9 protein-coding genes are annotated in these 12,842 nt (G+C 75.4%); 3 read left to right on the top strand and 6 right to left on the bottom strand.

Translation table 11 applies throughout. The annotated features are described in order from the left end of the window. The first annotated feature begins 107 nt into the window (after positions 1 to 107). Positions 108 to 1,049: a diacylglycerol kinase gene (locus tag GA0070618_RS30165; RefSeq protein WP_088984661.1), complete on the top strand. Its 942-nt coding sequence runs from the start codon at positions 108 to 110 to the stop codon at positions 1,047 to 1,049. Between the two features lie 86 nt (positions 1,050 to 1,135). On the opposite strand, the gene GA0070618_RS30160 is transcribed toward GA0070618_RS30165, so the two are convergent. Then, positions 1,136 to 1,852: a TetR/AcrR family transcriptional regulator gene (locus GA0070618_RS30160; RefSeq protein WP_088984660.1), complete on the bottom strand. Its 717-nt coding sequence runs from the start codon at positions 1,850 to 1,852 to the stop codon at positions 1,136 to 1,138. A gap of 83 nt (positions 1,853 to 1,935) precedes the next feature. Continuing rightward, positions 1,936 to 2,697, bottom strand: a complete 762-nt coding sequence (locus tag GA0070618_RS30155; RefSeq protein ID WP_414467539.1) for an HAD family hydrolase — start codon at positions 2,695 to 2,697, stop codon at positions 1,936 to 1,938. A 129-nt stretch (positions 2,698 to 2,826) separates the two neighbouring features. On the opposite strand from GA0070618_RS30155, the gene GA0070618_RS30150 reads away from it, so the two are divergent. Further along, the gene (locus tag GA0070618_RS30150) at positions 2,827 to 5,610 is read left to right on the top strand and encodes a DEAD/DEAH box helicase (protein WP_088984659.1); all 2,784 of its coding nucleotides are present in this window, start codon (positions 2,827 to 2,829) and stop codon (positions 5,608 to 5,610) included. Positions 5,611 to 5,773: 163 nt separating this feature from the next. After that, the gene (locus GA0070618_RS30145; protein ID WP_088985948.1) at positions 5,774 to 6,670 is read left to right on the top strand and encodes an MHYT domain-containing protein; all 897 of its coding nucleotides are present in this window, start codon (positions 5,774 to 5,776) and stop codon (positions 6,668 to 6,670) included. A 230-nt stretch (positions 6,671 to 6,900) separates the two neighbouring features. On the opposite strand, the gene GA0070618_RS30140 is transcribed toward GA0070618_RS30145, so the two are convergent. From GA0070618_RS30140 to GA0070618_RS30125, 4 genes are all read right to left on the bottom strand, one after another. Next, positions 6,901 to 7,821 (bottom strand): 5'-3' exonuclease, encoded by a 921-nt coding sequence (locus tag GA0070618_RS30140; RefSeq protein ID WP_231931519.1) that lies wholly within the window; start codon positions 7,819 to 7,821, stop codon positions 6,901 to 6,903. Between the two features lie 80 nt (positions 7,822 to 7,901). Continuing rightward, the gene (locus GA0070618_RS30135; protein ID WP_088985946.1) at positions 7,902 to 9,125 is read right to left on the bottom strand and encodes a multidrug effflux MFS transporter; all 1,224 of its coding nucleotides are present in this window, start codon (positions 9,123 to 9,125) and stop codon (positions 7,902 to 7,904) included. 217 nt (positions 9,126 to 9,342) lie between these two features. Next, the gene (locus tag GA0070618_RS30130) at positions 9,343 to 11,037 is read right to left on the bottom strand and encodes a protein kinase family protein (RefSeq protein ID WP_088984658.1); all 1,695 of its coding nucleotides are present in this window, start codon (positions 11,035 to 11,037) and stop codon (positions 9,343 to 9,345) included. Positions 11,038 to 11,108: 71 nt separating this feature from the next. Continuing rightward, on the bottom strand, positions 11,109 to 12,743 hold the full coding sequence (locus tag GA0070618_RS30125) for a serine/threonine-protein kinase (protein WP_088984657.1): 1,635 nt from the start codon (positions 12,741 to 12,743) through the stop codon (positions 11,109 to 11,111). Between the last annotated feature and the right edge of the window lie 99 nt (positions 12,744 to 12,842).

Genomic DNA, 12,842 nt, shown 5'->3' with positions numbered 1-12,842 from the left:
GCGTAACAGGGGACCCCTGCTACCACCAGGCTCTGGTCGCGCGGACCGCCGGTACGGGCCGACCGGCTGACCGCTGGGTCAGCCGGAGAGGGGCCGGCCGCGCTACCGTGCTCGCCGTGACCGCAGACGACCACCCGTCCGCCGCCCCGTCTCCCGGTGGCCCCGTCGCCGTCCTGGCCAACCCGACCGCCGGCCGGGGGCGGCACCGCGGGATGCTGCCCCACCTGCTGGACCGGCTGGCCACCGCCGGACGGCCGGTCCGGCTGCTGGAGGCGCGTACCGCGGAGGAGGCCGAGGCGGCGTGCCGCGCGGCGGTCGTCGAGGGCGTGTCGGCGCTGCTGGCCGTCGGCGGTGACGGCACCGTGCACCGCGCGCTCCAGGCGGTGGCCGGGACGACGGTGCCGTTCGGCCCGGTGCCCGCCGGCACCGGCAACGACTTCGCCGTCGACACCGGGTTCCCGGCCGACCCGTCCGCCGCCGTGGAGGTGGTGGTCGCCGCACTGCGGGACGGCCGGAGCCACCCGGTCGACCTGGCCCGGATGACCGGTGCCGACGGGGCCGTCCGTTGGTACGGGGCTGTCCTGGCCGCCGGCTTCGACGCGATCGTCAACGAGCGGGCCAACCGGATGCGCTGGCCCCGTGGCCCCCGCCGGTACGACCTGGCGATCCTGGTGGAGCTGGCCCGGCTGCGCCCGCGTCGCTACACGCTGCATGTCGACGGGACGGCGCAGGAGACCGACGCGGTGCTGGTGGCGATCGGCAACTGCGGCAGCTACGGCGGCGGGATGCGGATCTGTCCGGACGCGGACCCGACCGACGGTCTCCTGGACGTGGTGGTCGGCGGCCGTTTCGACCGGCGCACCCTGATGCGGGTGAAGCCGCGCATCTACCGGGGTACCCACGTGCGGCACCCGTTGGTGCGCACCTACCGGGCGCGGACCGTCGAGCTGGCGGCCGAGGGCATCACCACGTACGCCGACGGGGAGCGGTCACTGCGCCTGCCGGTGACGGTCACCGCGGTACCGGCGGCGGTACGGCTCCTGCGCTGACCGGGCACCCTGGCCCGCGTACTGCTGCCCGTCGCCCCGGACGCCACGCCAGGGCCAGCCGTCCTGGTCACCGGACGGGCGGGCGGTCAGGAGGGTGGGGCGGCGCGGACGATCCGGTCCAGCCACTCGGCCAGCAGGTCCCGCTCGGCCGGGGTCAGGTCGGCGGCCACCTCGGGCAGGACCGCGCGCAGCGCCACGGCGTGCCGTACCGGCCGGTCGACCCGGCGGGGCGCACGGGCGGCGACGGTGTCGGTGGCCACCGCGCCGACCACCGCCTCCCGGGCCACCGTGGACAGGACCGGGTCCCGCTGCGCGACCGGGGTGCGGAGCAGCGTGAGGGTGACCCCGCAGCACGCGGAGTGGACGAGGTCGGCGGCGCGGTCGACGTCGGTGCGTAGCCGTCCCGCCTCGGCGATCCGGGTGACCAGGTGGCGCAGGATGTCCCGGGCCACCCGGGCGGCGGTGGGGACCGGGTCCGGGCGTGGGTCGCCGTACATGAGGCCGTGCACGGCCGGGTGGGTCAACCCGAACTCCACCTGCATGTCCCAGCCGCGCCGCAGGTCGTCGACCGGATCGGCGGCGGGTGCCCGGGAGGCCTGGGCGTCCAGGTACGCGGCGAGACGGTAGCTGGCCGCCGCGTCGAGCAGGCCCCGCATGTCGCCGAACTGTCGGTAGATGGTGGGGGCCTGCACCCCGGCGGCCCGGGCCACCGCCCGGGTGGAGACGGCCTCCCGGCCGCCCTCGACGAGCAGGGCGGCGGCCGCCCGGACGATCCGGTCACGCGGGACCTCGGGGCTGGTCATGGCAGCGACGATAACGCCGACCTGTTAGCGATGACCGGTAACGCTGCTGTCATGATCGTGTTAGCGCTGTCCGGTTGGTCGGGTCAGCCGCCCAGGACCAGGTCGAGCACGGCGCCGAGCCCGTTCGGCCGCCCCACCTCCGCCGGGGGCAGCACCAGCACCGCGCAGCCCGCCCCGACCGCTCCCGCGTCCGCCGGGGTGTCACCCACCATCAGCGCCCGTTCCGAATCGACCCCGACCATGCCGCAGGCGCGCAGGAAGATGCCCGGGTCCGGCTTGCAGCGACCCACCTCGTACGACAGGACGAAGGCGTCGACCAGGTCGGTGAGCCCCCACGCGTCGAACAACGGGCGCAGGTCGAAGCCGATGTTGCTGACCACCGCCACCTTGACGCCGGCCGCCCGCAGCGCCGCCATGGTCGGGGCGGCGTCCGGGTAGGGCACCCAGCCGTCCGGACTCAGCACCCGGTCGTACAGGGCGTCGGCGAGGCCCTCGATCCCGGCGTCCACCGTCGCGGCCAGCCCGGTGTACGCCGCCCGGTGGGCGTGCGGATAGAGATCCCGCTCGGACCAGACCTCGGCCAGCCGGGGCGGCACCCGGTGGGGCAGCGGCCCGCCGGCCCGGCCGGCGGTGAGCAGCCGGTCGGCCAGCACCGTGGCCCGCATCCGTTCCAGCGTCGCTCCGCAACTCGCCGCGGCGGCCAGCACCCACTCCCGAGCGTCCTCCACCTGGGCCAGAGTGCCGTGGAAATCGAACAGGACCGCCTCGATCCGGCGGCGGGGAACCTCCCGGGGGTCGGTGGCGCGGTTGGCACGGGGGTCGGGCGCATGGGCATGATCCGGCACGGGTGCACCCTACCGACCGCCCCCGACGGGTCCGGCGGACGGCCTTGCCGGGGCCGTCCGCAGGACCGGGCGGGTGCGCTGGGTGGCCTTGGCGGGTGTGCCGGGCGGCGACGCATTAATCTTGGTGGCATGTCGAGCCCCGCCGAGCGGTACGCCGCGGCGCGCCGCCGGGCCGCGCAGGCCTCCCTCTTCCCGGCCCTGGACGAGTTCGCCTTCGACCTGGGGTTCGATCTCGACGACTTCCAACGCGAGGCGTGTCAGTCCCTGGAACGGGGCAGCGGGGTGCTGGTCTGCGCCCCGACCGGCGCCGGCAAGACCGTGGTGGGCGAGTTCGCCGTGCACCTGGCGCTGCGCGGCACCCCGGCCCGACCGGTGTCGCCCGACGAGCCCCGCCGCAAGTGCTTCTACACCACCCCGATCAAGGCGCTGTCCAACCAGAAGTACCACGACCTGGTCGACCGGTACGGCGCCGACCAGGTCGGCCTGCTCACCGGCGACAACGCGATCAACGGGGACGCGCCGGTGGTGGTGATGACCACCGAGGTCCTGCGGAACATGCTCTACGCCGGCTCGGCCACCCTCCAGGGCCTGGCGTACGTGGTGATGGACGAGGTGCACTACCTCGCCGACCGGTTCCGGGGCGGGGTCTGGGAAGAGGTGATCATCCACCTGCCCGCCTCGGTCACCCTGGTCTCCCTCTCGGCGACCGTCTCCAACGCCGAGGAGTTCGCCGACTGGCTGGTCACGGTCCGGGGCGAGACCGCCGTGGTGGTCAGCGAGCACCGGCCGGTGCCGCTGTGGCAGCACATGCTCGTCGGCAAGCGGATGTTCGACCTGTTCCACGACGCCGACGCGGCCCGCAAGCACGACGTCCACCCGGAACTGCTGCGCTACACCCGCGACACGCTGCGCCGCCTGGAACTGGGGGAGGTGCGCGGCACCGGCGCGGACCGGCGACGCGGACCGCGCTGGCGGGGGCCACTGCGCCCGGACATCGTCGACCGGCTGGACCGGGAGGGGCTGCTCCCGGCGATCCTGTTCATCTTCAGCCGGGCCGGCTGCGACGCGGCGGTGCAGCAGTGCCTCGCCGCCGGGCTGCGGCTCACCTCGCCCGAGGAACGTGCCGAGATCCGCCGGGTGGTGGAGAGCCGGGTCACCGCCATCCCCGGCGAGGACCTCTCCGTCCTTGGCTACTGGGAGTGGCTCGACGGGCTGGAGCGCGGCCTCGCCGCCCACCACGCGGGCATGCTGCCGGCCTTCAAGGAGGTCGTCGAGGAGCTGTTCGTCCGGGGCCTGGTCAAGGCGGTGTTCGCCACCGAGACCCTCGCCCTGGGCATCAACATGCCGGCCCGCTGCGTGGTGCTGGAACGGCTGGTCAAGTACAACGGCGAGGCCCACGTCGACCTGACGCCGGGGGAGTACACCCAGCTCACCGGCCGGGCCGGTCGACGCGGCATCGACGTCGAGGGGCACGCGGTGGTGGTCTGGTCGCCGGAGACCGACCCCCGGCACGTCGCCGGCCTCGCCTCCACCCGGACGTACCCGCTGCGGTCCAGCTTCCGGCCGTCGTACAACATGGCGGTCAACCTGGTCGGCAGCGTCGGCGCGGAGCCGGCCCGGGCGCTGCTGGAGTCGTCGTTCGCGCAGTTCCAGGCGGACCGCTCGGTGGTCGGCCTGGCCCGTCAGGTGCAGCGCAACACCGAGACCATCGAGGCGTACGGCGCGGAGTCGGTCTGCCACCAGGGCGACTTCGACGAGTACTTCGCGCTGCGGGTGGCCATCGGCGACCGGGAGCGGTCCCTGGCCCGGCAGGGGCAGACCCAGCGGAAGGCGGCGGCGATCGCCTCGCTGGAGCGGCTGCGGGTCGGCGACGTGATCCGGGTGCCGTCGGGGCGACGGGCCGGCCTGGCGGTCGTCATCGACCCCGCCACCGGCGGGTTCGGCGAGCCCCGGCCGCTGGTGCTCACCCAGGACCGCTGGGCGGGACGGCTCAGCGCGGGGGACTTCACCACCCCGGCCGAGGTGCTCGCCCGGATCCGGGTGCCCAAGCACTTCAACCACCGTTCCCCGGCGGCCCGCCGGGACCTCGCCGCCGAGGTCAGCGCCACCGGCCTGGACCGGCACGGCGGGCGGCGCGGCGGCCGGTCCCGGCAGGCGGCGGGGGAGGACCACCGGCTCACCCAGCTCCGGTCCGAACTGCGCCGCCACCCGTGTCACGGCTGCCCGGAACGGGAGGAGCACGCCCGCTGGGCGGAGCGTCGCCGCCGGCTGGAACGCGACACCGACGAACTGCGGCAGCGGGTCTCCGGCCGGACCGGCTCGCTGGCCCGTACCTTCGACCGCATCGTCGCGCTGCTCACCGCCCGGGGCTATCTCACCGCCGACGGGTCGGTCACCGACGCCGGTCGGATGCTGGCCCGGATCTGGACCGAGGCGGACCTGCTGGTCGCCGAGTGCCTGCGCCGGGGCGTCTGGGACGGGCTCTCCCCGGCCGAACTGGCCGCCGCGGTGTCGGTGGTGGTCTTCGAGGCCCGGCGGGACGTCGACGAGCGGGCCTCGGTGCCGCGCGGCGCGATTGTCGACGCGGTCGACGCGACGCTGAAGCTGTGGAGCGAGATCGAGGCGGACGAGGCGTCCCGGGGGCTCAGCGTCACCCGGGAACCCGACCTGGGTTTCGTCTGGCCGATCTACCGCTGGGCGCGGGGCGAGGCGCTGGCCAAGGTGCTGGCCAGCGGCCACCAGATCGACGGCGAGATGCCGGCCGGGGACTTCGTCCGCTGGGCCCGGCAGGTGGTCGACCTGCTCGGGCAGCTCGCCGACTCCGGTGGGGCGTCCACCGAGCTGCGCGCCACCGCCCGGCAGGCGATCGCCGCCGTCAACCGCGGTGTGCTGGCGTACCACGCCACCGCCTGATCATTACCGTACGTGATTGCCGTATGGCAATCGACGCATCGAACGGTCACCGCCACGGCACCCCCCGGATTTCCCGGGGGGTGCCGTTGTGGCTGGTAGGGACGTCCCCGATCATTGCTTCGGCGCTAGCTGCGCGCCGGTGGAGCTTTCCGGGGAGAAGGCCATGGCAACGATCAATCACTTTGAGTACGGATGGATCACGCCCGCGCTCAGCTACGCACTGTCCGTGCTCGGCTCGTTCCTCGGACTGGTCTGCGCCGGCCGTATCCGCACCGCCCGTACCGCCGGCCAGCGGGCCTGGTGGGGGATCCTCGCTGCCTGGGCGATCGGCGGAACCGCCATCTGGACCATGCACTTCATGGCGATGCTCGGGTTCGCGGTCGAGGGCACGCGCATCCGGTACGACATCCCGCTCACCGTGGCCAGCGCGGTCATCGCCGTGGTGGCGGTCGGCGCCGGGCTGGCCATCGTCGGCACCGGACGGGTCTCCGCCCTCCGGATCCTGGCCGGCGGCCTCTTCACCGGGGCCGGGGTCGCCGCGATGCACTACACCGGCATGGCCGCGCTACGACTCCACGGGGACCTCGACTACGACCCCACCCGGGTCGCCCTGTCCGTGGCGATCGCGGTGGTGGCGGCCACCGTGGCGCTCTGGCTGGCGGTGACCGTCCGCCGGCTGCTCGCGCTCGTCGGCTCGGCGCTGGTGATGGGCGTCGCGGTCAACGGAATGCACTTCACCGGCATGAGCGCCCTCACCGTGCACCTGCACGACCGGCAGGGCCAGCTTCCCGGCGCGGGTGTGAGCACCCTGCTGGTGCCGATCGTGCTGGCGGTGATCCTCGTGGTGGTCGGGCTGGTCTACGCGTTGCTGGCCGCCCCGACCGAGGAGGACCGGGCGGGCGCGGCGTACCTGGACGCCCGACGGGACCCGGCCCCGGCCCCCGCCGAACCGGCCACCCTGCCGGACCCGGCCGGGCTGCGCGCCCACTCCGCCCGCACCACGCTCGGCCAGCCCGGCGGCACCCCGTTCCCACGCCGCCGCGACGACGCTCCCCGCTGACACCCACGCCACCGCCACCCCGGCCAAGAGGGCTGCGGTGGTAGCAGGGGCCCCCTACAGGGCAGAAACGACGAGCAAGGGTCCCCTGCAGGCACACCGGCCAGGCGGCACACCGGCCAGGCGGCACACCGGCCAGGCGGCACACCGGCCAGGCGGCACACCAGCGAGGCGGCACACCGGCGGGGCACACCGGCGGGCGCGGTGTACGGGCGGCGGGAGCGCCCAGGGCGTCAGGGGTGGTTGGCGAGGGCGTCGACCAGCCGTCGCACCGGGCTGGCCAGATTCCATCGCTCGGCCAGCTCCAGCAGCCGTTCCGGGTCGACCGGGGCCGCCGGCAGTGCCGTGGCGATCGGAGCGAGGGGCACGTCCCGGGCCACCCGCACCACCGTCGGCGCCACGGCCAGGTAGCCACGTGCCCCGTCGAGTTTGGCCCGCAGACCGGGGGCGAAGCCGGAGCCGGGCTCGTCCAGCGCGGCGAGGATGCCACTGACGCTGCCGTACCGCTTGACCAGGCGCGCGGCGGTCTTCTCCCCGACGCCGGGCACGCCGGGCAGCCCGTCGCTGGGGTCGCCGCGCAGCGCCGCGAAGTCGGCGTACCGATCGGCGGGGACGCCGTACCGGGTCCGCACCGCCGCGTCGTCGCAGTCCTCCAGTTTCGCGACGCCCCGGCCCACGTAGAGCAGCCGCACCGGCCGTGCGTCGTCGACGAGCTGGAACAGATCACGGTCCCCGGAGACCACCTCGACGGGTGCGGGTTCGGTGGTGGCGAGGGTGCCGAGCACGTCGTCGGCCTCGTAGCCGTCGGCGCCCACGGTCGCGATGCCGATCGCGGCGAGCACGTCGAGGATCACCGGCACCTGCGGGCTGAGCGTGTCGGGCACCACCTCGCCGTCGCCCTCGGGAGCGAGACGGTGCGTCTTGTACGACGGCAGCAGCGCGACCCGCCACTGGGGCCGCCAGTCGTAGTCGAGTGCGCAGACCATCCGGTCGGGCCGGCGGGTGCGGACCAGTGTGGCGAGCATGTCGAGGAAGCCGCGTACCGCGTTGACCGGGCTGCCGTCGGCGGCCCGCGCGCTGGACTCCGGGACGCCGAAGTAGGCGCGGAAGTAGAGGCTTGGGGCGTCGATGAGGAGGAGAGGTCGCTGAGCCACGTGGACAGCCTGGCACAGCCGTGCCGGACGGTGGTGGGCGGCGCACCGCCTCCCGCCCGGCACGGCGGGGCCGGCCGGGTTCAGTGCGCGGCGCCGGCCACCGGCACCGCGTCGAGCGCGCCGAGCCGGGCCGGACGGACCACGACCAGCAGGACGGCGAGCGCGCACGCCATGCCGCCCGCCACCACCAGCGCCATCGCCACGGCCCCGGTGCCGAGCACGCCGACCAGCGGCGCCGCGACCGCGCCCACGCCGAACTGCACCGCGCCGAGCAGCGCCGACGCGGTGCCCGCCGCCTCGCCGTGCCGGGACAGCGCCAGCGCGGGGGCGTTGGGCATGGCCAGCCCGGCCGCCGCCAGCACCACCCAGAGGGTGGCCAGCAGGGCGGGCAGCCCGCCGAGACCGGTGGCCGCGAAGACGAGCAGCCCCAGCGCGGCGGCGGTGCCGCCGACGAGGGAGACCACCAGGATTCGCTGCGGGGTGTACCGCCGCAGCAGCCGGACGTTGAGCTGCGTGGCCAGGATCAGACCCACCGCGCCCGCGCCGAAGGCCAGGCCGAACTCCTGCTCGTCGAGGCCGTACTGCTCCTGGAGCACGAACGACGACCCGGCGACGTACGCGAACAGCGCCGCCATCGCGAGACCGGCGACCAGGACCAGGCCGACGAAGACCCGGTCCCGCAGCAGCGTTCCGTACGTCCGCACGGTGTCGATCATCCGGCCGGAGCGCCGTAGCGCCACCGGAAGGGTCTCCCGCAGCCCGAAGGCGGCGACGGCGAGCAGGGCCACCCCGAAGATCGCGAGCACCACGAAGATGCCCCGCCAACTGGTCCAGCGCAGCACCTCGCTGCCGAGCGTGGGGGCCAGGATCGGCGCGGCGCCCATCACCAGCATCAGCCGGGAGAAGAGGGTGGCGAACGCGGCCCCGCTGAACAGGTCGCGGACCACGGCCATGGCGACGACCGCCGTGGCGGCCGTGCCGAGACCCTGCAACACCCGCAGCGCGCCGAGCACCTCCACGGAGGGCGCGATCACGCAGAGCAGCGACGCCAGCACGTGCAACGCGGTTCCGGCCAGCAACGGGGTCCGGCGGCCCAGCGCGTCGGAGAGCGGACCGATCACCAGCTGACCGACCGCGAGCCCGGCGAGCGTGCCGGTGAGGGTGAGCTGGACCGCCGCCGAGGTGGTGCCCAGGTCGTCCACGATCGACGGCAGCGCCGGCAGGTACATGTCGATGGTCAGCGGCCCGATCGCGATGAGGGACCCGAGGACCAGGACGAGTCGGAGCCGCTGCCCCGGGCTCATCAGCTCGCCAGGGGTCGGCGCGGGTGGTGCCACGGCCTCCCGGGTGATGCTCACCGGACACCGCCTGTCTGATCGAGTGCGCTCATGTCTGCGACCAAATGCCGACGGCGGCCCGGCATTCCCGACCAGGGCCGGATGGTGCGCAGGCTCACACCCGGCACGCTACCGGTCGGGACCGCCGCCGGACGCCGTCGACCCGCTGGGCTGACCCGACCGGTCACCCGGTCCGGCACTGGTAGCGGAAGATGGTCCGCCCCTGGGTGGGGGTGGGCTCGGTGATGTTGATGACGGCGGTCTCCGTCGTCGTGCCCGTTCCGCTGACCGCCCATTTCAGGTGCAGCGTCACCGTCCGCTGGCCCCGGGCCACCCGCTGGGTGAGCAGGCCGCCCGGCTCGGCCCCGCCGCGCAGCCACTGGTACCGGATGGTGCCGGCCCGGCCGTTGGTCTCCACGGTCGCCACCACGTCCACGGTCACGTCGCAGCGCTCGCCGGGCGGCTCGGCCACGGCCACCCGCACCGAGTGGACCTCCAGCGGGCTCAGCCGCTGCCAGAGGTGCAGGCCCACCGCGACCAGCAGGGCGAGGGTGAGCAGCGTCGACAGGACCGAGCCGATCAGCTTCCCGCGGGAGCGGCGCGGCCGGGCCGGTGGTGCCGGCGGACGCTGCCAGCTCGGCGCCACCGGTGGCCCGGCGGGTACTCCCGGCCCGAAGCGCACCTCGGTGCCGGGGGGTGGGGCGGAGCCACCGACCGGCTCGTACCGGCCGGTCGGCGCGTACCCCTCGGTCGCGGGGCCCGGGGTGGCGTCGGCGGCTGTCGGGTGTGGGGCGGCCGTCGGTTCCCCCGACCGGTACGTCCGGCCGGGCGGTGACGGCTGCCCGGGTAGGAGCGTCGGTACCCGTACCGACTCGAAGGGGTCCACCGGCGGTGACATCGACAGCGCGGCGGTGGGGGCGTCGTCGGGCAGCGTCGTGGTCGGCGCGCCGACCGTGAGCGCCTCGGTGGGTGGGGCGCCGCCGGGAGAACTGACCGGACCGGCCGGAACGACTTCGGTGGGCACGACGGCCGTGGGGAACGCCTCGGCCGGGGCGGCCCCGGTGGAGGTTGCCATCGTGGGGACCGCCTCGGTCGGCGCGCTGCCGTACCAGGCGTTCTCGGGCGGCAGGGCCGGCCAGGTGGCCACCGGGGCAGCCACGGTGGGGTCCTCCTGCGCGGTCCGGTGCCGGTGGGCGGCAACGGCGACGAGCAGCCCCGTCCGGCCGTCGGATCCCACCGGCAGCGGGGTGTCGCGTAGTTCCCGTACCGCCTGGGCCAGGTCCTGCTCGCCGCGCGCGGCGCACCGCAGCAGCAGGTCGGCGCCGGGCTGCGCGCCGCACCACCGGGCGACCAGCCAGCGGACCAGTTCCGCCCACGCCCGCCGGTCCGTCGCCAGGTCGGCGGGCGCGCCGTGCAGGGCCGGCAGCAGGGCCGCCTCGGTGAGCGTCACCGCGCCGAGGGCGGTGACCACCACCGTGCGGCCGTGCATCGCGCCGTGGCCGAGCCCGGCGGTGTGCAGCGCGACGAGGGTCCGGGCGGTCTCCACCGCGATCGTGGCGACCGCCGGCAGGTCGAGACCGGGGCCCTCGGTCTCGGCGAGCTCCGACAGCGTCACCCCGGACGCCCCGGTGGCGACCAGCCACAGCGCGCCGTTGTGCCGGATCGGCTCCGCGGAGCCGAGCAGGCCGCCGTGGCGCAGGGCGGCCACCGCGCGGGTCGCCGTGGTCACCCGCTCCGCCAGCGCCGGGTCGGGGGCGGCGATCCGCAGCACGAGCTGCTCCGCGCCGTCCGGCGTCAGCGCCCGCCACCACGTCCCGCAGACGCCGGCGTGCGCCGGCCCCACCACGCGCGCCCCGGTGGGCAGGGTCGGTTGGGTCATCGGGTACGACCTCCCGTGGTCGTCGGGGTCCGACCGGGCGACGTGGCGCGGTGCGGAGGGGGCACCACCGGTCAGCCCGGGGTGCAGTACGGCTGGAAGCTGACGTACACGCGGACCGGCTTGGCGGTGTTGCCGGCGGCGTCGGTGGCGGTGACGTCGACCGGGATGCGGGGGGTCGACCGGTCCACCGGCAGGCCGCCGAGGGTGCCCCGGTGGTGGCCGCTGCGGGTGTACGACATCGCCACGGTCGAGGTCTTCCCGCCCACCGTGTACCGGAAGCTCACCCGCAGCGACTCCGGCGGGGTGCGGTCGTCGTCGACCGTCGCGGTGACCGTGCTCGACGTCGGGCCGTACGGGCAGCCGGCCGGCTCGATCGTCTGCGGGCTGGCGGCGACCCGGCCCAGGGTCGGGGCGGTCACGTCCGGCGGCGGGGGTGGGGTGGTGCTCACCAGCGGGCCCGGCGTCGCGGACGGGGTCCGGCTCGGGGTGGCGGTCGGCGTCCGGGTGACGCTGGCCGTCGGCGCGGCGGTGGCCGACGGGGTGGTGGTGGCCGTCGGGCTCGGCGTGGGCGTGGGGGTCGTCGGGCCGGGCGTGGGGTCCTTGGGCTCGGCGGCCGGTGTCGCGACGACCGGGGTCGACGGGCCCGGCTCCACGGCGAGTTCGACCGCCGGCTCCTCGCGGGAGGCGTAGCTGTAGCTCATGCCCCCGGTCACGAGCAGCGCCGTGACGCCCCCGGCGACCAGGGCCTTGCGGCCCCAGCCCCAGGCCCGTCCCCGGTCGTCGGCGAGGACGGTGGCGGCGACGGCGGTGCTGCCGTCGCTCGGCTGGTGGGACGGGAAGAGCAGGGCCAGCAGGGCGGCCCGTTCGGCCAGCCGGCTGCGCCCGCGTTCCTCCCACTGCGGCCCGTACGCCCCGGCCGCCACCGTCTCCAGCCAGTCCAGGAACGTGGCGGCCGGCTGCGGGCGTTCCTCCGGCGCTTTGGCCAGGCCCTGCCGGAGCAGGTCGTGCACGGACGCCGGGGCCGCGTCGGTCGGGATCGGCGCGTGGGCGTGCTGGTCCCGCAGGTCGATCAGGCCCGGCCCGACGTACGGGGCATGCCCGGTCAGGCACTCGTAGAAGACCGCCGTGGCGGCGTAGATGTCCGACGCCGGGGTGGCCGCCGCCCCGCGCCACTGTTCCGGGGCCATGTAGCGGGGCGTGCCGGTGACCGAGCCACCCGCCTCGCGTCCGATCGGCATGGCGATGCCGAAGTCCGCGAGCTTGCTCTGACCGGCTGCGGTGACCAGCACGTTCTCCGGCTTGTAGTCGCGGTGCACGACACCACGGACGTGCGCGGCGTGCAGCCCGAGCAGGGAGCCCTTGAGCACGTACAGGGCGGACTCCGGCTCGGTCGGGCCGTTGGCGCGCAGCATCTGGCGGAGCGAGACCCCGTCGACGAGTTCCATCACGATGGCCGCGCCGTGTGCCGTCTCCACGTACTCGTAGAGGCGGGCGACGTGCGGGTCGTCGATCGCGGCGAGGAGTTCGGCCTCGGCCCGGAACGCGGCCCGGAACGACGGGTCGTCGCCGACCTTCCCGACCAGGTACTTGATCGCCGTCGGCGTGCCGGTGGCGTCGTGCACGGCGAGGACCACCCGACCCGACGCTCCCGAGCCGAGTTCGCGCCGGTGCGTGTAGCCGGAGACCTGCCAGTCGTGGGCGTTCACCGGGCTGCCTCCAGGGGAGCGCCGTGCCCGGGACGGCGGTACGGGCGACCGGCGACGCCGGTCCGGCCGGGCGTCCGCCGGAGCACGGGCGGCGACACC

It is taken from the genome of Micromonospora echinospora (genome assembly GCF_900091495.1).
GTDB classification, from domain to species: Bacteria; Actinomycetota; Actinomycetes; order Mycobacteriales; family Micromonosporaceae; genus Micromonospora; species Micromonospora echinospora.
Note: the sequence above shows the minus strand (reverse complement) of the source record. Positions and strands in the feature narration are given on the sequence as shown.

What these genes read in the sequence shown, in the direction of transcription:
- GA0070618_RS30160 (WP_088984660.1), bottom strand. Translation starts at nt 1,852, where the DNA reads ATGACCAGCCCCGAGGTCCCGCGTGACCGGATCGTCCGGGCGGCCGCC.
- GA0070618_RS30150 (WP_088984659.1), top strand. Translation starts at nt 2,827, where the DNA reads ATGTCGAGCCCCGCCGAGCGGTACGCCGCGGCGCGCCGCCGGGCCGCG.
- GA0070618_RS30145 (WP_088985948.1), top strand. Translation starts at nt 5,774, where the DNA reads ATGGCAACGATCAATCACTTTGAGTACGGATGGATCACGCCCGCGCTC.
- GA0070618_RS30135 (WP_088985946.1), bottom strand. Translation starts at nt 9,125, where the DNA reads ATGAGCCCGGGGCAGCGGCTCCGACTCGTCCTGGTCCTCGGGTCCCTC.
- GA0070618_RS30130 (WP_088984658.1), bottom strand. Translation starts at nt 11,037, where the DNA reads ATGACCCAACCGACCCTGCCCACCGGGGCGCGCGTGGTGGGGCCGGCG.